We start from the raw sequence: 21,222 nt of genomic DNA on the forward strand, positions 1-21,222 counted from the left end.
CCCATTGTTGAACAATCAGTGAGCACAGATGCTACTATTGTAACGGACGGCTTTGGTGGATATGCCGGTTTAAATAAAATATTCCGTGAACATCAGGTATTAAACAAGGAAAAAGAAGAGTATGCCCGGGGAGAGTATCACACCAATACGATTGAGGGCTTTTGGACATTGTTAAAACGGGGGATATATGGTCAATACCATAAAGTATCGCTCAGACATTTGCAATCATACCTGAATGAGTTCACATTTAAATATAACAATAGAGGCAATAACCAGGTGTTTAACTTTTTAATTAACAAAATGGCTACTGCCTCTTGATGGGCTATTACTCTCTTGAGAGGGGGCGCGATGGAGTGAGTGATAGCAGGGGTGTGTTTCTGCGGCATGTTTATCAAAAGCTGAGACACACCCCTCCGCCCCTCTCAAGAGGGGAATCGCGCTTTTCCCGCTTTTATAAATACTACTATTTATCAGCCTTGCGCAGCATCTCCCTGTGCTCCTTGCCCCATTTTATCATTTCTAAAATAATGCCGCCAAAACTCCGGCAATACTCTGTAGATTCATACTCAATTAAAACCGGCGAAGTTGGCGTTACAGTACGTTTAACAAGCTTATTCCTTTCCATAGTTTTCAGCTCGCGCGATAACATACGCGTGGTGATGCCGGGAATGCTCCGCTCAATTTCTCTGAAACGTTTGTTTCCATTGCAAATGGAATTAATGATTGGCAGTGTCCATTTACCGCCAATAACATACATGGTATCTTGTAAAGCCTGCCGCTCATCGGCATGATTACGTTGGTGTGACGTTATTTCCTCTTCCATACTGGTATACTCTGTGTAACTGATTACAAAATTATATCAATTCCAGTATACTTTTGCATAAAAAATAAAATACCATGTCAAAAACAGTTTTTATAACCGGAACCAGCAGCGGACTGGGCAAATTAACCGCTAAACATTTTGCACAACAAGGCTGGAATGTAGCCGCTACCATGCGTACCCCCGAAAAGGAAACCGAACTAACACAATATCCCAATATCAAAATATTTAAGTTAGATGTAACCAACCTTGATCAGGTAAAAACGGCAACTGAACAAGCGATAGCCGCTTTCGGTAAAATTGATGTTGTGGTAAACAATGCAGGTATGGGTACGTACGGCGCATTGGAGCTTGCTAAAGAAGAAGACATCGACTGGCAGTTTGCGGTAAATGCCCGCGGCCCTATCAACGTGATCCGTGCGTTCCTGCCCCATTTCAGGCAAAACAATGGGGGCATGTTCATCAACATCAGCTCCTTTATGGGTATTACTACCGCTGTACCGCTTGGCTCATTATACAACATGTCGAAATTTGCGCTGGAGGGCCTTACCGAAGGGCTCTATTACGAACTAAAACCGCTTAATATTCATTTAAGGCTGATAGAGCAAGGCGGATCCAAAGGCAACAACTTTGTTGAAAGCGTGGTTTGGAACCAAAACCCGGATATAACCGCGTACATTGAACTTAACAGCAAACTGCAAAACCTGATGGGCTCACGCGATGAATCACAACTTGATGATCCGATGCTTATTGTTAACGCTATTGATGATCTTGCTACCGGCAAAAGCGACAAGTTCCGCACCGTTATAGGCGATATGGGTAACATGCTGATGAATATGCGCAGTACTATGCCTATTGAGGAATATATGGAGAAAATGAGCAGCTTCTTTTAATGAACCTTGATTTGTAGGATTTTAGGATTGCCTTGATAAACCGAGCCTAATGAACCAGCTCGTATATTGGGGCAATTATTATTATCAGCATTAAGGGCTTACAGTTTACCGATCGGTTTCTTGTAACAGACTTATACAATCATCATATAATTCGTAAGTTGCATTGGGTGCCCTATCTTTTACTACCTGGCATGCTATAAATTCTATTATCTGATGCCTGTTATTAATAGGTATCCCTGTTTTTTCAAACCAACTTTCCGCTGTCGGAATATATATCAATGCAACGTACCTGCCGGCAGCTAACTCGTACAGAAACTTCAACTTAATATCTCCATCCCTATAAATAACGTACCCTTCACGACCGTTATCAATATATTCTAACTGCTTAGATACCATATCATTTATTATTCTTTCTCTATCTACTAATATAGCTTCTTTATCTAATATGGCTTCTTTATCCGATACCTAACGATCAAAACCTGTAGACCGACCTTTTCAACAAAGCAACTTGAGCTTTTCAACAAAACGCCGCGCCACCTGCCAGCTTAACTTTGTGTTATCAAAATAAAGATAACACTATGAAAAAAGTATGGTTTATAACAGGCAGCGCCCGCGGATTAGGCCGCAGCCTTACAGAAGCAGTTTTAGCAGCAGGTGATAATGTTGCCGCTACAGCACGTAACCCAGAGCAATTAAAAGATCTGGCTGATAAATATCCCGGGCAGGTATATCCGATAAAATTAGATGTTACCGATTACCCGGCAGTACATAAAGCCGTTGCCGATGCGGTAGCCCACTTTGGCAAAATTGATGTATTGGTAAATAACGCCGGTTTTGGTATCATTGGCGCAGCCGAAGCATTTATTGATGAGCAGGTACGCAGTCAGCTGGAAACAAACCTTTATGCACCCATCGAAATCACCCGCGCGGTATTGCCTTATATGCGCAAACAACGTTCGGGCCGTATTTTACAGATCAGCTCGGTTGGTGGTCGCGTTGGTAATGCAGGTTTAAGCATGTACCAGGCAGCTAAGTTTGGTTTGAGCGGCTTCACCGAAGCTTTAGCTAAAGAAGTAAAGCCACTTGGCATACTGGTTACCAGCGTTGAGCCTGGAGGCTTCCGTACCGATTGGGCCGGCGACTCGATGAGCTATGCACCAAAGGTAGAAGGCTATGAACAAACTGTTGACGCGCGTGCCGATTATTTATCGAGCGGCAAATTTATTCCTGTAGGTGACCCCAAAAAAGCAGCGAAGGTAATGGTTGATCTTGTTGAACATCCGGAGCCTCCTGTACACCTTATATTGGGCAGCGAAGCCGCCGGCTTATTAAAAGCTGCCGATGAAGCACGCAAAGCCGAATTTGAAAAATGGCTTCCAATTACAACTTCAACTGATCATGCCGAAGCAGAGGATTTTCTGAATACAGAATTTGGGAAATCAATAACAGCTCAAAAAGCATAATATAATTTCGGTTGTGGGGACTGTTCCCGGGGATATACCAGACTTACGAAACTTTCAAAACTTCGTAAGTCTTTCTTTATTATTAAATTTGAACAACATGCCTGTGTCAAATACAAAAACGTCGCCGCGGATACTTTATTCCTGCTACTCGCAAGTGAGCAGGGCCGGCGAGCAATTTATTGCCGACCATGTATTCGGCTATATCCTCTCCGGCGATTCGGAGCTTTATGTAAACGGTAAAAACTATTATTTTAAACAGGGCGATTACCGCTTTTTGAAACGGAACGAACTGGCAAAATTTGTAAAGCATCCACCCGCAGGCGGTGAGTTCAAAACCATCACGATCGGCATGGATCAAACTACCCTGCAAAGCATGAGCGCCGAACTTGATTTGCAAGCAGATGGCCAGTATTCAGGCGAAAGCGCTTTGTTTCTGAGACCAAACGAGCTTTTCAACAATTACATTGCATCGTTAAGTCCTTATATGGATAAAACCGGCGACGAAATCAGCCCGGCCCTTACCCTGCACAAGGTAAAGGAAGCTGTGATGATATTGCTTGAAACCAATCCGGAGCTAAAAAATATCCTCTTTGATTTCAGCGAACCCGGCAAAATTGACCTCGCGGCATTCATGGCTCAAAACTATCGCTTCAATGTCGATTTAAACCGCTTTGCCTATTTAACCGGTCGCAGCCTGGCAACGTTTAAGCGCGATTTTGAACGGATCTTTAATATATCACCCAACCGGTGGATCCAACAGCAACGATTGAAGGACGCTTATTTCCTGATCAAAGAAAAGAAGCACAAGGTATCTGATGTTTATATCAATGTGGGCTTTAAAGATCTCTCCCACTTTTCCTTCGCCTTTAAAAAAGCTTATGGGGTAGCGCCGTCGGCGGTGTAACCGCTGAGGTAGAGTCAAGAAATCAAGAATCAGGAAACAAGAAGTCAGGACTTAAGAATCAGGACGAGAAAAGGAGTCAAGCAATCATGAGTCAAGAGCTAAGACATAAAAAAGCCAGGAATGGATTAGATCTCATTTCCTGGCTCTTGTATCTTATTGTCTTGACTCTAAATTCTTAATTCTTGACTCTTGCCGTCTTGGGTCTATTCCCTAAACGTTAAACCTGAAGTGCATAATATCGCCATCCTGCACAATGTAGGTTTTACCTTCAACACCCAGCTTGCCGTTTTCTTTGATCACAGCTTCAGAACCGTTGAATTTCACAAAATCTTCGTATTTAATTACTTCGGCACGGATAAAGCCTTTTTCAAAATCGGTATGGATCACACCTGCTGCCTGTGGCGCGGTGAAACCCTGGGTAATAGTCCAGGCACGAACTTCCTGCACACCGGCAGTAAAGTAAGTAGCCAGATTTAATAACCTGTATGCCGCTTTGATCAGCTTGTTAACACCCGATTCGGTAAGACCAAGGTCATCCAAAAACATCTGGCGTTCTTCATAGGTTTCCAGTTGTGAAATTTCAGATTCAATTTGGGCTGAAATGATCAGCACTTCGGCATTTTCATCTTTAACGGCTGCTTTTACTTTTTCAACGTAAGCATTACCGGTACTTACCGAACCTTCATCAACATTACAAACATATAATACCGGTTTGGCGGTAAGCAGCCAAAGGTCGGCTACATATTCTTTATCTTCTTCCTCAACAGGTGCAGTACGGGCCGACTTACCTTCCAGCAGGTGATTTTTATAAACGGTTAAAACATCGAAGGTTTTTTTGGCCTCTTTGTCGCCACCGGTTTTAGCCATCTTTTCAACCTTCTGGATCTTTTTCTCGATAGATTCAAGGTCCTTTAGCTGCAGTTCAGTATCAATGATCTCTTTATCGCGGATAGGATCAACCGAGCCATCAACATGGATCACATTATCGTTATCAAAGCAACGTAATACGTGGATGATAGCATTGGTAGCGCGAATATTCGCCAAAAACTGGTTACCTAAACCTTCGCCTTTGCTGGCCCCTTTAACCAGGCCGGCAATATCAACTATCTCTATAACGTTTGGTACAATTGATTTTGGCTGTACTATTTCGGTAAGCTTTGTTAAGCGCTCATCCGGCACTGTAATTACACCCACGTTTGGCTCGATGGTACAAAACGGAAAATTAGCCGCCTGTGCCTTAGCGTTTGATAAGCAATTAAAAAGTGTCGATTTGCCCACATTCGGCAAACCTACTATACCACATTGTAAACCCATTTTTGTGTTTTTAGTTGATTGAGTGAATGGTTGATTGGGTTGATTAAGTTTTGATTTTGGTAAACTAATCAACCATTTAACCTAATAAACCACTCACTTTAAAAAGCGCAAAGATAACAGAAAATTTTGCCTTATAATTTGAAAAAATAAACGACTTTTGCGCTCGGAAAAAAGAAGCAAAATATTAATACACCGATGTAAAAAAGGAGGGCCTATATATGGAAGAAATGGTTGAGCAAGTAGAATTGTTACTGGAAAAACAAGACGATACCCAATTACAGGAATATTTGAACAACCTTAACATATCGGATGTTGAAGAACTGATTGGTGAACTTCCTGAACATGGCCCAAAATTCATCGAAACCCTTTCGCTTAACCGCGCGGTTAACGTGTTCCGCATCCTTGAATTCCCTGTGCAAGAGCGGATCATCAAAAAACTTTCGGGTCAAAAGCTTGAAGATCTGATCAACGAACTCCCTCCTGACGACCGTACGTCACTTTTCAGCGAATTGCATGGTGACGCCGTTCAAAAACTTATCCAAAAACTTTCACGCGAAAACCGCGAGGAGGCTTTAAAACTTTTAGGTTACGAAGAAGAAAGCGTTGGCCGCTTAATGACACCCGACTATATTGCCGTTAAACGCACCTGGGACGTAAGCCGTGTGCTTTCGCACATTCGCCGGTATGGTAAAAACTCAGAGACCATCGATGTTATTTATGTAATTGATGAGCACGGTGTTTTACTTGATGACATCCGGATCCGTGAGATCTTATTGGTAAAGCCCGAAACCAAGGTGAGTGAGCTAATGGATGGTCGTTTGATTTCGCTTAGTGCCAGTGATCCGCAGGAAGAAGCAATCAACGTTTTCAGGATGAATAACCGCACCGCCCTACCTGTTGTTGATAATAATGACGTATTGCTTGGCATTGTAACAGTTGACGACATCCTTTGGATAGCTAACGAAGAATATACCGAAGATATCCAAAAAATAGGTGGTACGGAAGCGCTGGATGAACCATATCTTGATATCAACCTTTTTAAACTTGTAAAAAAACGCGTAGGCTGGCTCATCATTTTATTTTTAGGTGAGATGCTTACCGCTACCGCTATGGGTTATTTTGGCGATGAGATCTCCAAAGTAGTTGTACTGGCTTATTTTATTCCATTAATTATTTCGAGCGGTGGTAACAGTGGTTCGCAGGCTTCAACCCTCATTATCCAGGCCATGGCCCTTGGTGAAGTTACCGTTGCCGACTGGTGGCGGGTAATGCGGCGGGAAATCCTTTCGGGTTTAATGCTTGGTGTTTGTTTAGGTTTGATAGGCTTTTTACGTATAGCGGCCTGGAGCATGTTCAGCAATATTTACGGCCCGCACTGGATGCTGGTAGGTTTTACAGTAGGCGCATCCCTTATCGGCATTGTTTTATGGGGGTCTTTGTCAGGTTCGATGCTACCGCTCTTGTTGAAGAAACTTGGTGCCGACCCTGCTACCTCGTCGGCTCCGTTTGTAGCCACCCTGGTAGATGTTACCGGTTTGATTATTTACTTTACTATAGCCGTAATATTTATGCGGGGTATATTATTGTAATCCTCGTTTTCAAATATAACACACGAAAAAAGCCCTGTTTCTTAATAAGAAGCAGGGCTTTAATTATTTTAGTTTAGTGTTGTTCTGTAGTAATTAGATCTCAAACGAAAAATCTTCATCGGCAGATGCCCTGGCAATTTCAGGGTTTTCGCTGTACTCATAGCGTTTCTCAACTACCTCCTGGTTTGATTTGATGTAGTCGATGGTATCTTTCAAACCTTCGGCAAATTTTTCAAAGTCTTCTTTATATAAAAAGATCTTGTGTTTTACAAACACCCCATCTTCCAAACGTTTTTTGCTTTCAGTAATAGTAACATAATAATCGTTTGAACGGGTTGCTTTTACATCAAAAAAATAGGTCCGCTTCCCGGCTCTCACCTTCTTCGAATAAACCTCTTCACGCTCTCTATTGTCAAAATCTCCCATATATATTTACCTGTAATTAGTTTTGGTTGGCATAAATATAAATAAATTTTCAAAGTGCAAGTATTTTATTCGTTATTATTGAGTTTTTTGAAACAAAAGTGTCATTTTTTTGTGTGGATGACCAATTACAGGTGAGCTGTGAAAAGAGAGCGCATACCAGTTCATCTCCCTACTGGCACAAGTGTTGTGCGGAGGTTGCGGGAATGCTCACTTGTACCCATTCGTTATGCGTTTTGCTCTTCTTCCAGTAATTGTTTTTCGTAAAGCTCAAAGTAGGTGCCTTTAAGCTGCATGAGGTACGCATGGTTACCCTGCTCAACAATTTCGCCGTTATCCATTACCAGGATCTTGTCGGCATTTTTTATGGTGGAAATGCGGTGGGCTATGATGATGCTTGTTTTATCCTGCATTACCCGGCCAAGGTTATTCAAGATCTCCTCTTCCGTGCGGGTATCAACTGCCGAAAGACAATCGTCAAAGATCAAAACCTGCGGATGCTTAAATATGGCGCGTGCAATGGATACGCGTTGCTTTTGCCCGCCCGATAAGGTAACGCCGCGTTCGCCGATGAGTGTTGTAAAACCCTCTTCCAACTCAATGATATTATTGTATACCGCGGCATCTTTGGCGGCCTGCTCAACAACCGGCATATTTAGTACATCGGCGCTAAAAGCAATGTTATTGGCTATGGTATCCGAAAACAGGAAAACCTCCTGCGGTACAAAACCTATTTGCGAGCGATAGTTTTCGAGGCCAAGTGATTTTATCGGCCGACCGTCAATGGTGATCTCCCCGCCTGTAGTATCATACATACGCATTACCAGGTTGGCAATGGTTGATTTACCCGAACCTGTCCGACCTATAATTGCCAGCATCTGCCCCGGCTCTACGGTAAACGAAACATTCTTTAAGGCCTGGATGCCGGTATCGGGATAAATGAATGACACATCATCAAACTTAATCAATCCCTCAACATGGTGTTTGTCTGCAAGCGGCGAAATGATCTCGGGCTTTTCATGCAAAAATTCGTTAATGCGTTTTTGCGAGGCGGCGGCGCGTTGCACCAGTGAGGTTACCCAGCCCAGCGAAATAACCGGGAACGACAGCATATTGAGGTACACAATAAACTCGGCAATATTGCCCGGGGTAATGTTACCTTTTATTACTTCCACCCCGCCAACGTACATGGTTATTACGTTACTGAGGCCTACCAGTAATAACATGATCGGGAAAAACAGGGCTTGTACTTTAGCCAGTTCCATAGAGTGCACTTTATAGTCTTCACTCTCCTTGGCAAAGTTTTCGCGCACAAAGCCTTCGCGCACGTACGATTTGATCACCCTGATACCCGAAAAGTTTTCCTGCACAAAGCTGGATAAGCCCGACAGCCTTTCCTGGATCATCTCGCTGCGGTGATTGATAATATTGTTTACATAGTAAATAACACCGGCCAAAATAGGCAATGGCAATACCGAAAAAATGGCCAGTTGTACGTTTACTGTAAGCATGGCATATATTACCATAACAAACAATACTACGGTATTGATGGAGTACATAATCCCCGGCCCAAGGTACATGCGCACACGGCTAACATCCTCCGTTACCCGGTTCATTAAATCTCCGGTATTGTGGCGGCGATAAAAGGCGAGAGAAAGTTCCTGGTAGTGGTTGTAGATCTCGTTTTTTAAATCGTACTCGATATGGCGCGACATGAGGATGATGGTTTGCCTCATAAAAAACAGGAACAGGCCCCGCAGCAAGGCCAGCACCAATACCAGTGTACCAAACAGGAATAAGCTGGTACCGAAAATATCGTAAATAAAACTCTGCCTGTCGAAACCCGAGAAAAGCTGGTAGGCCCCTATGTTTTCGGTAACCAGGTCAAAAGCTACGCGGATAACCTGTGCCGGCAGCACACCAAAAACATTGGATATAATTACAAACAACACACCCGGGATAAGCCGCCAGCGGTATTTGTAAAAAAACTTATTAAGGTATGCGAGGTCTTTCATTTATTATTATAGTCCGGAAGTCGGGAATGTCCGAAAGTCGGAAAGCCCTGACATAATAATCAAAAGTATTAAAATTTGGGGAGAGTGATGGAATGGAAAAGTCGGGAGGATGTAAGAATGTTACATTGATACACCCGTAATAATCCTGGAAGTGTTCAATTTTTAAAAGTGTGAACACTTGCATATTTTTCTAAAATAAACACCATTGATAATCAATGCATTACAAACAACACAAACGCCCTTAAAAGTCCAATTGAACACACACATCCTAATAATCAATCAGTTACAAAATCAAGAAGTAAAAAGTTGAACACCCGTTTTTTAAAAGTTGAACACTGACAGGATCATGCCAGTATGATTGCGCTTTGTTAATTAATCGTTTATCAAAAGTAAGGGGCTACACGTCATCAATTTTTAACAAGCGGAGCGCCAGGCCGCATGAGGCTTGTCAATAAATTTTAAGCTAACAGGCTTTTAATATTACTGTTTTAAATACCAGGCTCCGTAAAATCAAACACAATGGCCGGTGTTTCCTGCAATAACAGTACCTTCGCCGCGTTTACAAAACGGAAGCGGGTAATATTGATCTGCTTCTATAATTTATAATTAAACTTAACCTTTGACCAAAATATCTCTCTCGCTCCTGATGACTGCCAAATTACGTACACTCCCTTTATACTTATTACTTATATGTTTCTTTGCAACCGGATGTAAAAAGACCGATAGTCCACCAAAGCCAACTACAACAATAGCTATTAATCCTTCATCGTTAAATGTAGTTAAAAACCCGATCTATTCTTACCGGTTAGAAGCAACGGTTAGCAATGGCTCGGGATCTGAGCAAATAACCTGGAGCTCCGAAAACACCAGGATAGCAACAGTTACTGCCAATGGCTTGGTTTCGTGCTTAGCGGCAGGGCAAACCAATATTGTTGCTACCCTTACAGATGGAAAAACCTTTGCTAAATGTAAAGTGACCATTACCGACGAAAACGATTACAAATATAGGCTCATACTTAAAGACAAGGGCACATCTGCTTATTCGATAAATAAACCATCCGAATTTTTATCGGCGCGAGCAATTGAGCGCCGCCGGAAACGTAATATCCCAATTGATGGAACAGACCTCCCGATCTCTCCCGATTATATTAAAGCGATAAAACAGGTAGGCGGTGTGATAGTAGCACAAAGCAAATGGCTTAACACGGTTAGTGTAAACACATCCGATCAGTTTTTGGTAGATAAATATAAAGCGCTGCCATTTGTAAAAGATGTGATATTGGTGTGGGAAGGGCCAAGACTTAGCACCCCACCTGCCAAATACAACGATATACCACAGCCTGGTTCAAACCAAACCGCGAATACGCCGCTTGATTATGGCGCGGCAACAGCAAATATCAGCACATCCAACGGGCAGGTCCTGCACAACAAGGGTTTTAAAGGCGCCGGGATTGATATTGCCGTTATTGACGCAGGCTTTATCAACCTGAAAACCAACCCGGCTTTTAACAACATTAGCATCAAGGGCGCAAAATCATTTGTTTATGAAAGTCCCGATCCATATGCTATTGATAACCACGGCGTATGGGTTACATCATGCATGGCGGTGAATAAACCCGGAACCTATGTAGGCACAGCCCCCGAAGCAAATTACTGGTTATTCCATACTGAGGATGCATCTACAGAGTATCCTATTGAAGAAGATTACTGGGTTAACGCCATTGAGTACGCCGATAGCGTTGGGGTAGATATCGTTAATTCGTCGCTTACTTATACAAATGGTTATTACCTGACCGAGGCCCGGTATAAATTTGAGGATATGGACGGAAAAACGGCAATGGCCACGAGGGCAGCCAATGTTGCATTTAACAAAGGCATTTTTATTGTATGCTGTGCAGGTAACGAACAGCAATGGGTAGGTACTCCTGCCGATTCGCCTGATGTGCTAACGGTAGGTGCAGTTAACTATACAGGTATTATTGTCCCTATCTCGTCGTTTGGAATAACAGTTGATGGCCGTGTTAAACCCGATATTGTAGCGGTGGGCATAGGAGCCGGTGTGATTAACCCGATGGGGGTTTCGGAAGAACGAATGGGCACATCCTATTCCAGCCCTATTATGTGCGGCCTGGCTGCCTGTTTATGGCAGGCTTATCCCAAACTAACTAATAGAGATCTGCTTGTGGTGCTCAGAAAATCAGCTAACAAATATAATAACCCGGTTATGCCTTACGGTTATGGCCTTGCCGATATGCAAAAAGCTATGGATTTTGCTAAAACTATATCTGATGCTAAATAATATGAATATGATATATATCCGTTACTGCAAGGCCATACTTTGCGGTAAATGCGCTCATTTATAATAAGCCACAAATTTAAACCCGAAAATTCCCTCAAAATCAAATTTGTTTTCATAATCCAATTATAATCATCAAGCCTTTAATATCTAACTAAAGGTTGTTGATACATATTTAATGGCGTTTTCATACATACTGCAACTTAATATCTTTGCCAGTATTAAAAAAAACCTCTACTTTTGTGCGCTTAAAGACATTTACTTATAGTACTAATGCCTGAACAACATCCACCGGAATCCATATTTAACCAGCTTGACGCTTTCGGGCATAAGAAAGTTGTTTTTTGTACCGATCCTGATACCCATCTGAAAGCTATTATTGCAATCCACAATACAACGCTTGGCCCTGCTTTTGGCGGCGTACGTATGTGGGCCTATAAAACCGAAGGTGATGCCCTTAATGATGTATTGCGATTAGCAAAAAGCATGACCTACAAGGCAGCGATAGCCGGCCTTAACCTTGGCGGCGGCTATTCGGTGATCATCGGCGATTCGCGCCAGGACAAGAACGAAGCTTTACTGCGTAAATTTGGCCGGTTCATTAAAAACCTTAACGGCGAATTTATCGCTGCCGAAGACGTAGGCACCAGTCCGCGCGATATGGAGTACATTAAAATGGAAACCAACCATGTTACCGGCGCTCCTGAAAACATCGGCGGCAGCGGTGACCCATCGCCAATAACAGCGCTGGGCGTTTTGATGGGCATTAAGGCTTGTGTTAGGGAAATGTACGGCAGCGACAGCTTAACAGGCAAATCGGTTATTGTACAGGGCATTGGCCATGTGGGCGAAAACCTGGTACGCCTGCTTAGGGACGAAAATGTAAAAGTTTACGCCAGCGATATTAATGAGGAACGCGTAAGCCAGATCTCCAAAAAATATGGCGCGCAGCCGGTATCAAATAATAATATTTTTGATATCGATGCCGATATTTACGCTCCCTGCGCTATGGGCGGTACCGTAAATGATCAAACCATTGCTAAATTAAAATGCGGCATTATTGCGGGTTCGGCCAATAACCAACTGCTTGACGAGAGTGTGCACGGGCAAATGCTGCTTGATAAAGGGGTTCTCTTTGCCCCCGATTATGTGATCAACGCGGGTGGTATTATTACCGGTTATTCGGAGTTGATGAATTTCAATAAAAAGCGTACCTTACAGCTTACAGAAAATATTTATGAGGCTACGCGCAATGTGTTAAAGCTGTCAAAGGCCGAAAACATTCCAACCATTAGCGCGGCCAATAAAATAGCCGAAAAACGCATTGAAGACATCAGAAAAGTAAAATCATCCTATTAAAACAATTAATTTTTATATAAACCGTTTGCATAAGCAAACCAAATCGTTCTTACAAAAATGTTAAACAGAAGGCACCTCCGGGTAAAGGTATTACAGGCACTGTACGCGTATCATCAATCAGACACGAAAGATGTTAAGCTATTCGAGAAAAACATGTTGAGCAGCATTGACCAGGTTTACGAAATGTATATCTGGATGCTATCATTAATTAATGAAGTAGTAAGTTTTGCCGCGAATGACGCACAGGAACGCGCCAACAAACACCTCCCTACCGCCGATGACTTAAATGCAAACCTAAAGATCCTCACCAACAGGTTTATCCTGAGCCTGAATGATAATAAGGAATACATTACAGCCTGGAAAAAGTACAAAGTTGACTGGACCTTTGAGCCCGAACTTGCAAAATCACTTTTCATTATCCTTAAAAACTCGCCCGAGTATGCCGAGTATCTTGCCAAAACAGACGATACACTGCAAACAGACAAGGATATCATCAAATTCATTTTCAAAAAGGTTATCCTTAAATCATCATTAGCCGAGCAGGTTTTTGAAGACAGGTTTATTTTTTGGCCTGTTGATAAAGACGTGCTCCAGGCGCTGATTGCCAAAACGTTCAAAAACTTTTCGCATGATGATTACAAGCTTAACCAGCTTGCCGAAATTACCGGCAACTGGGTTGAGGACCGTGATTTTGTGGTAAACCTGTTTCAGCAAAGCATCAGGTACAATGAGGCCTACCATGAGCTGATAGCCGCTAAAACACAAAACTGGGAGCCCGAGCGTATTGCCATGATGGATACCCTGTTAATGAAAATGGCTATAACTGAGTTTATTAACTTTAATTCTATCCCGGTTAAGGTTACTATAAACGAGTATCTTGAAATATCAAAAGAGTTTAGCACGCCTAAGAGTAATTCATTTATAAACGGTATCTTGGACAAGATTTTAATAGAGCTTAAAGCCGAAAACAAAATCAAAAAGATAGGCCGTGGCTTAATAGAATAATATTAAAAAATGAAAAAACTATTTTTAAGCTTAGTAGCAGCAGGCATGTTATTATCGGCCTGCAACAGCAGCAACGGCAACACAGCCGATAACGCTTCAAAAGCTAATGCCGATAGCGCCGCAACCGCGGCTAACGCGCCGGTAGCTAAATTTGAAAAGGAAAGCCACGATTTCGGCAAGATCAAAGAAGGCGACAAGGTATCATACGATTTCAAGTTCACCAATACCGGTAAATCGCCGTTAATTATTACCAACGCGCGTGCTACCTGCGGCTGTACTACCCCTACCTGGCCAAAAGCGCCAGTTAAACCCGGCGAAAGCGGCGTGATCAGCGTTACTTTTAACAGTGCCGGTAAAAGCGGTTTACAGGATAAACAAATAACCGTTACGGCAAACACCCAGCCTGCCGAAACTATGGTACATTTAATTGGCGAGGTTTTAAAAAAATAACAATTAATTTAAACAAATGATAGCTACTATTTTATTACAGGCTTCAAGCGGCGGCTTAGGCAGCTACGGTTCATTAGTACCAATGGTACTGATTATCGTGGTGTTTTACTTCTTTATGATCCGCCCGCAGGTTAAAAAGCAAAAAGATCAAAAAAAATACGTTGAAGAACTTAAAAAAGGCGACAGGGTTATAACTACAGCCGGCATCCACGGCCGTATCGTTGATTTAAACGAAACCACATTTTTGGTTGAGGTTGAAAACGGCAAGATCCGTTTTGATAAATCGGCCATATCGCTTGAGGCATCAAAAGCTTTGAACACACCGGTGGTTGAAAAGAAAGCGTAATTGAGCTTAAAGCATAAAGCTAAAGGCCAAAAGCCAAAACAACCTTAGTTTAAACTAAAGCGAAACGCTTAAAGCCGAAAGCAAAATATACTTATAAATAAAACAGCAAAAGCTGAAGGTTAAGAAATGAGCAATACATTTTTCGGCTTTCAGCTTTTAGCATTAAGCCCTCAGCTTAAAATATGGCAATAGTAAAATTATCGGCAACAGAACGCAGGCGGCTCTCGGTATTTTTTACCTGTTTGTCGCTGGCTATCATTGCCTGGATTTTTACTACCCTTTCCGATCCGCTTCCGTATAAGGTTAAAAAAGTTTTAACTTTTAAAAACGCTCCGCAAAGGCGGGCTTTTCATTCGCTGCAGCCCGATACTGTTGATGCTACCATACAGGGTACCGGCTGGCAAATGCTGTTCTCCAGGCTCAACAGCGATAATAGGCCACTAACTGTTGACCTCCGCTCGCTCGAAACCCGCAATTATGTGGTTATCGACAGCACGCAGCTTAAGCAGATGAATATGGGGAAAGATCCGGCTAACCGCGTTTCATCTATTGACCCGGATACGCTTTATTTTGATTTCAGTAACCGCCTTATCAAAAAGGTACCCGTTCAGCTTACCATGGGCGTTAGCTATCAAAAGCAATTTGCCGTATCTGGTAACATAACGGTGAGGCCTGCTTATGTTACCGTGAGCGGCCCTATTGAACGCCTGAAGCAAATCACCTCGTGGAAAACAGACTCGCTTAAATTCAGTAATGTTAATGAAACCATTAATACCCGGGTTAACTTAAAGCCCAGCAATGAAGGCAACCTGAATGTTTATCCACGCTCGGTACAGGCCATTGTCCCGGTTGATGAATTTACCGAAAAAACGCTGGAGATCCCCGTGAAGTTGATCAATAACAATAACTATTACACCGTAAAAGTATTTCCGCAAAAAATTAAAGTAACTTTTACTACGTCTTTAAACCGGTATGCCGATATTGATGAAGACCTGTTTGAGGCTGTTGCCGATCTTAATCTTTGGCGCGATAAGGGTTATACAGCCCTGCCGGTAAAACTTATCCATATGCCTCCCTTTTGTAAAATAGTAAAGATTGCCCCTGCCAATATTGACTTCTACATAAAAAAATAATGCTTAAAATAGGTTTAACCGGTAACATAGGCAGCGGCAAAACTACCGTAGCCCAGGTATTTGAATTGCTTGGCATCCCTGTTTTTTATGCCGATGACGAAGCCAAAAAAGTAATGGTTACCGACCGGCTTCTTATTGAAGGTATTAAACAAACATTTGGTCGGCAGGCTTATTTTGATGATGGCAGCCTGAACCGCAAATATATATCGGGGATAGTTTTTAACAATAAAGCCGAACTTGAAAAGCTTAACGCCCTGGTACATCCTGCCGTGTTCAGGGCTTTTGATAGTTTTGACCAACTGCACAAGGATGCTCCCTACGTGATCCGGGAAGCGGCCATTTTGTTTGAAAGCGGCTCATACAAAATCTGCGACAGGGCCATTATGATCACCGCTCCGCTTGAAGTTCGCATTGCCCGCGTAATACAGCGCGACGGCATTAGCCGGGCCGATGTTGAAAGCCGCGAGGCCCGCCAGCTATCGCAGGAGGAAAAACTGAAACTGGCCAATGATGTAATTATTAACGATGGTAAACAATTGGTTATACCGCAGGTAATAGCCCTGCATGAACTTTATTTATCGCTCGCTCAGCATTAATGATACTTGACGATTTTGTTTCTTTTGACGAAAAAGGGCTGTACTGCAAATACGGCGACTTTTATATCGATCCGCAACTGCCGGTAAAAACGGCTGTAATATCCCATGCCCATGCCGATCATGCCATAAGTGGTAACAACAACGTTTACTGCACACGTGCCACAGCAAGCATTATGCAGCTTAGGTATGACCGTACCGCCGCCAAAGTTTTTAACATAGCTGCATTTAACCAGTCGTTTGAAGTAGACAGGGTTACGGTAACACTGATCCCGGCGGGGCATATGCTTGGTTCTGCACAAATACTGATGGAGTATGAAGGCGCAAGGTATTTATACACCGGCGACTACAAGCTACAGCCCGATGCTACCTGCGAACCTATTGAATGGGTTACCACCGACGTGCTGATCACCGAGAGTACTTTTGCCAATCCGGCTGTTATCCATCCCGATCCGGTGACTGAGATCCGTAAGATTAACGATATTAAAAGCAATATTTTACTTGGTGCGTATGCGCTGGGTAAAAGCCAGCGGTTGATCAACCTCATTACCGAACATTCCCCGCAAAAAAAGATCCTGGTACATCATAAAATAATGCCCATCAATGCCATTTATGAAAAGATGGGCTTCCATCCCGGTAAGTACCAAATTTACGGCCGCAAACTGATGAAGGTGCAGGATGAGTTTGTTTACATTGTACCGCCCTTTACTTTCGACAGTTACATCAGGGCCACGGGAGTAAAACGCCTTTTTGCATCGGGATGGAAAAACCTGCAGGTTAATAACCAGGATACCCTCTTTATATCCGACCATGTGGACTGGAACGATATCCTGCAAACCATCGCCAACACCAAACCCAAACAGGTGTGGACACTTCACGGTAAAGGCGAGCACCTGAAAGCTTATTTTAAAGATGATATCTTTGTAAAAATTCTGAACTGATGTTGCAGGAAGGCATTGATTATTATATCAACGAAGATGGCAATTTTGTTTTTACCGAAGCCTACCATTTAAAGCGGGGCTATTGCTGTAAAAACAAGTGCCTGCACTGCCCCTGGGGTTATGGCAAGGTAAAATTATTTGGAAATGACACTGAATCAGACGGTAGCGATAAATAAATCAATGTTAAATTAAAAATAATTAAACATATTTGCATCCAATTCATTACTATTACTATGCGAATAGAAGACGAAATACAAAGTACCAATTTTGAAGACAACTACCACAAAGTGGCCATTAACGTGGCATACACGCAAGGTTGGCTGGCTAACTATTTTCGTTGTCATTTTGAAAAACATAATATTACCCAGCAGCAGTTCAATATACTGCGAATCCTGCGCGGCCAATACCCCAAACCGGCTACCATAAATTTATTGAAGGAAAGGATGATCGATAAAATGTCGGATGCATCGCGGATTGTTGACCGCCTTGTTCAAAAAGGACTGGTATCACGCTGCACCAATAATAAAGACAGGCGCGCTGTAGATATCCGCATCAGCGAAGAAGGCCTTGCAACTCTTTCAAAAATGGACGCCGAGTTTAAAACCAAAGAAATCCTAAGCAATAACCTCACCGAAGATGAAGCCGCGACCCTAAGCGATCTATTGGACAAAATGCGGGGATGATTTTTTAGGTGAAAGGGAAAAGGCGAAAGGTTTATTGCCTTTAAATTCAAAATAAAAACATGTCATTGCGAGCGTAGCGCGGCAATCTCGTAGCCAACGCATGTACGATCTGCATCGGCTACGAGATTGCTTCGTCGTTCCTCCTCGCAATGACATATCATGTATAAACTTTAATTGGTTACGAAGCCTTAAATACAGCCACTTCATCCTTCAGTATAGCAAGCACTTCCGGCCCTACGTTACCAAAGAAAGAAACGCCCATTGCGCCGTTTTTAAGCGCCACCTTAATACCGGTGCGGATCTCATCATCACTCTTAAAATCTGAAAGATACAGACCTGCATATAGCGGAAACCTTCCGGCCAAAAAATGCACACCTTCCGCTACTGCGTTACCTATCCAGCTCACGCCTTCTTTGTAAAAACCGTGGTAAATCATGGGGCAAATGCCATCCATGTTCCAGTTTGTCCAGTCCTGCCTTACGTTGCGGCGGGCAACTTCGGGTGTTGGGAATACGGCCGCTGTTATCTGTTTTTTATGCTGGTGGGCTACAGTCGAAATACCGTTTACTACGCGGGTTATGTTATTATACCTGAACAAGCGCCATGAAAGGCTTGCTTCAGGATATTGGATCTGATCGAGATCTTGGTTGTATTCTTCCTTGAATTTGGCTTTGCAAACATCGCAGTAGCAAAAATCATATTCGGGCAGCTCTTTGGTTTGATCGATCTTGTAATGGTCCCAAAGGTTTACAGGCAATATCACATCGCAATAACGCACATAATCCAGGTGGATACCATCGATATAATCTTTAGCCAAAATATCATCGACAGTTTTGGTTAAATACTCCTGCACTTCGGGGCGCGACGGGCACAGCCAGCGATAATACTGCACATAAGGCGGATGATCTGCACATGATTCGCCTTTGCGGTTTTTGCTGTACCATTCGGGCTTTTCGGTTACCAGTTCGGCACGGTTAAAAGTCCAGATCCAGCGGTGGGCCTCCAGGCCTTTAGCTTTAGCGGCACGGAAATGGCGCTCACTGTCGTTCTCGAAAAATATACCCGTTATCCCCGATGCTTTGTAGGAAGCGTAGCGGGTGGCCAGCTCATCATCTGTATCTTTGGGGTTAGGGTTGATCCATACCCAGTTTTTCATGGCTTTTTTCTTGCTGCTTTTGGCAGCTTCAACAGCGGCATTGCTTGCTAAGGGCAACTGGGCAGCCACGCCGGCCAATAAACCGGCCTTTAAAAATTCGCGCTTATTCATGGAGTTTTAGGGATTATCTGTGCTGTACCAGGCCATCCTGGTCAATGGTATAGGTTGTTTGGTTTTTGCTATCGATAATATAAGCTATAAACTGATGGGCAGTTGCTTCCAGCTTAAGTTCGTTAGCATGGCCCGTTACGGTTACCTTATTTTCAACACCCAGGTTGTTTAATGAGGTGCAGTATTCGTGATGATCTTTAAACCACTGCTTTTGCTTGTAATAAACCAGCCACAGGTATTTCTTTTGCTCTTCGGCGCAAGGCATTTTAAACGTCGCGTCATCAGCCTCATGATCGCTGAAAAGGAGGTAGCCCCAGCGTTCGGGGTAATGCATATTGATAAGTCCCTGGTTGCTCCAAACCCAGTTATGCTCGGGCAAATTATGCCCGGCATTATCCTGCAGCTTTACATATTTGCCATTCTGCACTTTAATATCGTACTGCACCCGCGAAAAATTGATGCGCCATAAAGTACCATCCTTTATCACAGCGCGGTTAAAGCCACCGGCTATGGCTTTAAATGGGATAGCCATTTCAACCGTCCAGCCTTTATCAGTATCCGTAGGATCATTCAGCGTACCCTCAACTTTTACCGCCGAGCGCAGGCCATGCGTATCCCAACCGGTTACCGCGGCGCCGTCATTTCGGTAAGGCCTGGTCAAAAACAAATCGAAAATGGTATTGAGGGCATTCACCTCAATTTCAAAATATTTATGTGTGCTGTTTGTGGGATCGATAAACAGCTCAAAATCATTATCCTTGTAAACAATATCATCATGATGGCTAAGCGTAGCCCAAACATGGGAATCTCTGATCCGGGCTGCTACATACAGGCAGCTATCGTCCCAAAGCATTTTAACGTTGGTTTGCAGCGGAGGCTGCGGTTTAAGGCGACCCTCAATATCCTGGAAGTCCCGGGTCCATTTGGCCTGCTGCCATACAGCATCTTCCACATCGCCGTCAATTACCGGCGCTTGCTTTACGTGTTTCGCAACATAGCCGTAAGGGGTGGTAAACAGATCAGGGAATTCTTTAAAAGCGTCCTGTGCTTTTACAAATCCCGGGAGTATAAATAAAGCGGCTGTAAGGCCCGGCTTAATAAAACAATTGTCAAAGATGTTGCTCAGTTTCATTTACTGCCCAGCGCTAAGATGTAATCAAACTCTTCGCGCTTTACCCCCATTACCGATAAACGCCCCTGTCTTACCAGGCCAATGTCCTGTAATTTAGGGTCGGCTTTGATCTGCTCAAGGGTTACCGGGGTTTTCAGGGCTTCAACTGGGGCAAGGTCAACCACTACCCAATTGGTATCATCGGTTGTGGGGTCCTGGTAAGCTTCCTTAACAACTTTGGCTATGCCTACAATCTCTTTTCCTTCGTTGCTGTGGTAAAATAACACCAGGTCGCCCTCCTTCATTTCCCTCAGGTTATTGCGTGCCTGGTAATTGCGCACACCATCCCAAAAGGTACGACCATCCTTATTGAATTTTTCCCAGCTATATTTAAAGGGCTCACTTTTTACTAACCAATGTTGCATTTGTACGGTATAATTTTTTGTAACGTAAAAATGTAAAAAAGGGAGCGTAAACTAAAATGCGCTACAGGCAATACAGGGTATTGTTACAATGAAATTACGGGGTGGAGTGGTGATGTAGGGGTGGGGAACATGATTCTTACCGCCTTGTGGCCGACCTTTCAGGTTACCTGACTCCCCCGGTTTAAATGATGC

22 protein-coding genes are annotated in these 21,222 nt (G+C 43.2%); 15 read left to right on the forward strand and 7 right to left on the reverse strand.

The window, feature by feature from the left end; translation table 11 throughout:
- On the forward strand, positions 1 to 318 hold a 318-nt coding region (locus BLS28_RS27195; protein ID WP_143020863.1), incomplete at its 5' end, for an IS1595 family transposase.
- Between the two features lie 145 nt (positions 319 to 463).
- Here the strand turns inward: BLS28_RS27195 and BLS28_RS27200 are convergent.
- The gene (locus BLS28_RS27200) at positions 464 to 823 is read right to left on the reverse strand and encodes a winged helix-turn-helix transcriptional regulator (RefSeq protein WP_091175184.1); all 360 of its coding nucleotides are present in this window, start codon (positions 821 to 823) and stop codon (positions 464 to 466) included.
- Positions 824 to 897: 74 nt separating this feature from the next.
- On the opposite strand from BLS28_RS27200, the gene BLS28_RS27205 reads away from it, so the two are divergent.
- From BLS28_RS27205 to BLS28_RS27220, 3 genes are all read left to right on the forward strand, one after another.
- The gene (locus tag BLS28_RS27205) at positions 898 to 1,713 is read left to right on the forward strand and encodes an SDR family oxidoreductase (RefSeq protein ID WP_091175186.1); all 816 of its coding nucleotides are present in this window, start codon (positions 898 to 900) and stop codon (positions 1,711 to 1,713) included.
- 578 nt (positions 1,714 to 2,291) lie between these two features.
- Positions 2,292 to 3,176 (forward strand): oxidoreductase, encoded by an 885-nt coding sequence (locus BLS28_RS27215; protein ID WP_091175191.1) that lies wholly within the window; start codon positions 2,292 to 2,294, stop codon positions 3,174 to 3,176.
- 97 nt (positions 3,177 to 3,273) lie between these two features.
- Positions 3,274 to 4,080: a helix-turn-helix domain-containing protein gene (locus tag BLS28_RS27220; protein WP_091175194.1), complete on the forward strand. Its 807-nt coding sequence runs from the start codon at positions 3,274 to 3,276 to the stop codon at positions 4,078 to 4,080.
- Between the two features lie 210 nt (positions 4,081 to 4,290).
- Here the strand turns inward: BLS28_RS27220 and ychF are convergent, their stop codons facing one another.
- A complete protein-coding gene (ychF, locus tag BLS28_RS27225; RefSeq protein WP_091175336.1) occupies positions 4,291 to 5,394 on the reverse strand; it encodes a redox-regulated ATPase YchF in 1,104 nt (367 codons plus the stop codon).
- Positions 5,395 to 5,612: 218 nt separating this feature from the next.
- On the opposite strand from ychF, the gene mgtE reads away from it, so the two are divergent.
- Entirely contained in the window at positions 5,613 to 6,983 is a 1,371-nt protein-coding gene (gene mgtE, locus BLS28_RS27230) for a magnesium transporter (protein WP_090528011.1), read from the forward strand.
- Positions 6,984 to 7,076: 93 nt separating this feature from the next.
- Here the strand turns inward: mgtE and BLS28_RS27235 are convergent, their stop codons facing one another.
- Together BLS28_RS27235 and BLS28_RS27240 are read right to left on the reverse strand one after the other, a co-directional pair.
- Entirely contained in the window at positions 7,077 to 7,409 is a 333-nt protein-coding gene (locus BLS28_RS27235; protein WP_090528014.1) for a DUF3276 family protein, read from the reverse strand.
- Positions 7,410 to 7,633: 224 nt separating this feature from the next.
- Positions 7,634 to 9,421: an ABC transporter ATP-binding protein gene (locus tag BLS28_RS27240; protein WP_091175198.1), complete on the reverse strand. Its 1,788-nt coding sequence runs from the start codon at positions 9,419 to 9,421 to the stop codon at positions 7,634 to 7,636.
- A 619-nt stretch (positions 9,422 to 10,040) separates the two neighbouring features.
- Between BLS28_RS27240 and BLS28_RS27245 the strand changes: the two genes are divergently transcribed.
- The 10 genes from BLS28_RS27245 to BLS28_RS27285 all read left to right on the forward strand — a co-directional run bounded on the left by BLS28_RS27245 (position 10,041) and on the right by BLS28_RS27285 (position 18,227).
- The gene (locus BLS28_RS27245; protein ID WP_143020890.1) at positions 10,041 to 11,720 is read left to right on the forward strand and encodes a S8 family serine peptidase; all 1,680 of its coding nucleotides are present in this window, start codon (positions 10,041 to 10,043) and stop codon (positions 11,718 to 11,720) included.
- A 270-nt stretch (positions 11,721 to 11,990) separates the two neighbouring features.
- Positions 11,991 to 13,076: a Glu/Leu/Phe/Val family dehydrogenase gene (locus tag BLS28_RS27250; RefSeq protein ID WP_091175201.1), complete on the forward strand. Its 1,086-nt coding sequence runs from the start codon at positions 11,991 to 11,993 to the stop codon at positions 13,074 to 13,076.
- A gap of 57 nt (positions 13,077 to 13,133) precedes the next feature.
- The gene (gene nusB / locus BLS28_RS27255; protein WP_091175203.1) at positions 13,134 to 14,081 is read left to right on the forward strand and encodes a transcription antitermination factor NusB; all 948 of its coding nucleotides are present in this window, start codon (positions 13,134 to 13,136) and stop codon (positions 14,079 to 14,081) included.
- A gap of 9 nt (positions 14,082 to 14,090) precedes the next feature.
- Positions 14,091 to 14,531 (forward strand): DUF1573 domain-containing protein, encoded by a 441-nt coding sequence (locus tag BLS28_RS27260; protein WP_091175205.1) that lies wholly within the window; start codon positions 14,091 to 14,093, stop codon positions 14,529 to 14,531.
- A gap of 16 nt (positions 14,532 to 14,547) precedes the next feature.
- A complete protein-coding gene (yajC, locus tag BLS28_RS27265) occupies positions 14,548 to 14,877 on the forward strand; it encodes a preprotein translocase subunit YajC (RefSeq protein WP_091175208.1) in 330 nt (109 codons plus the stop codon).
- Between the two features lie 182 nt (positions 14,878 to 15,059).
- Positions 15,060 to 16,010, forward strand: coding sequence for a CdaR family protein (locus BLS28_RS27270; protein WP_091175210.1), 951 nt, complete (start codon positions 15,060 to 15,062; stop codon positions 16,008 to 16,010).
- The gene (gene coaE / locus BLS28_RS27275) at positions 16,010 to 16,606 is read left to right on the forward strand and encodes a dephospho-CoA kinase (protein ID WP_091175212.1); all 597 of its coding nucleotides are present in this window, start codon (positions 16,010 to 16,012) and stop codon (positions 16,604 to 16,606) included. Before BLS28_RS27270 ends, coaE begins: the two co-directional genes overlap by 1 nt.
- Entirely contained in the window at positions 16,606 to 17,544 is a 939-nt protein-coding gene (locus BLS28_RS27280; RefSeq protein ID WP_091175214.1) for an MBL fold metallo-hydrolase, read from the forward strand. The genes coaE and BLS28_RS27280 overlap by 1 nt, the downstream gene beginning before the upstream one ends.
- The gene (locus tag BLS28_RS31020) at positions 17,544 to 17,720 is read left to right on the forward strand and encodes a C1orf53 family protein (protein ID WP_175489998.1); all 177 of its coding nucleotides are present in this window, start codon (positions 17,544 to 17,546) and stop codon (positions 17,718 to 17,720) included. The genes BLS28_RS27280 and BLS28_RS31020 overlap by 1 nt, the downstream gene beginning before the upstream one ends.
- A 57-nt stretch (positions 17,721 to 17,777) precedes the next feature.
- The gene (locus tag BLS28_RS27285) at positions 17,778 to 18,227 is read left to right on the forward strand and encodes a MarR family winged helix-turn-helix transcriptional regulator (RefSeq protein ID WP_091175216.1); all 450 of its coding nucleotides are present in this window, start codon (positions 17,778 to 17,780) and stop codon (positions 18,225 to 18,227) included.
- Positions 18,228 to 18,405: 178 nt separating this feature from the next.
- Here BLS28_RS27285 and BLS28_RS27290 read toward each other — a convergent pair whose 3' ends face one another.
- Genes BLS28_RS27290 through BLS28_RS27300 form a run of 3 tightly spaced genes read right to left on the reverse strand, consistent with a single transcriptional unit; the run spans position 18,406 to position 21,030 of the window.
- Positions 18,406 to 19,494 (reverse strand): family 10 glycosylhydrolase, encoded by a 1,089-nt coding sequence (locus BLS28_RS27290; RefSeq protein WP_091175218.1) that lies wholly within the window; start codon positions 19,492 to 19,494, stop codon positions 18,406 to 18,408.
- A 13-nt stretch (positions 19,495 to 19,507) separates the two neighbouring features.
- Entirely contained in the window at positions 19,508 to 20,626 is a 1,119-nt protein-coding gene (locus BLS28_RS27295) for a carbohydrate-binding family 9-like protein (RefSeq protein ID WP_091175221.1), read from the reverse strand.
- Positions 20,623 to 21,030, reverse strand: a complete 408-nt coding sequence (locus BLS28_RS27300) for an EVE domain-containing protein (RefSeq protein WP_090528071.1) — start codon at positions 21,028 to 21,030, stop codon at positions 20,623 to 20,625. Before BLS28_RS27300 ends, BLS28_RS27295 begins: the two co-directional genes overlap by 4 nt.
- Between the last annotated feature and the right edge of the window lie 192 nt (positions 21,031 to 21,222).

This window comes from Mucilaginibacter gossypii (assembly GCF_900100945.1).
Taxonomy (GTDB): domain Bacteria; phylum Bacteroidota; class Bacteroidia; order Sphingobacteriales; family Sphingobacteriaceae; genus Mucilaginibacter; species Mucilaginibacter gossypii.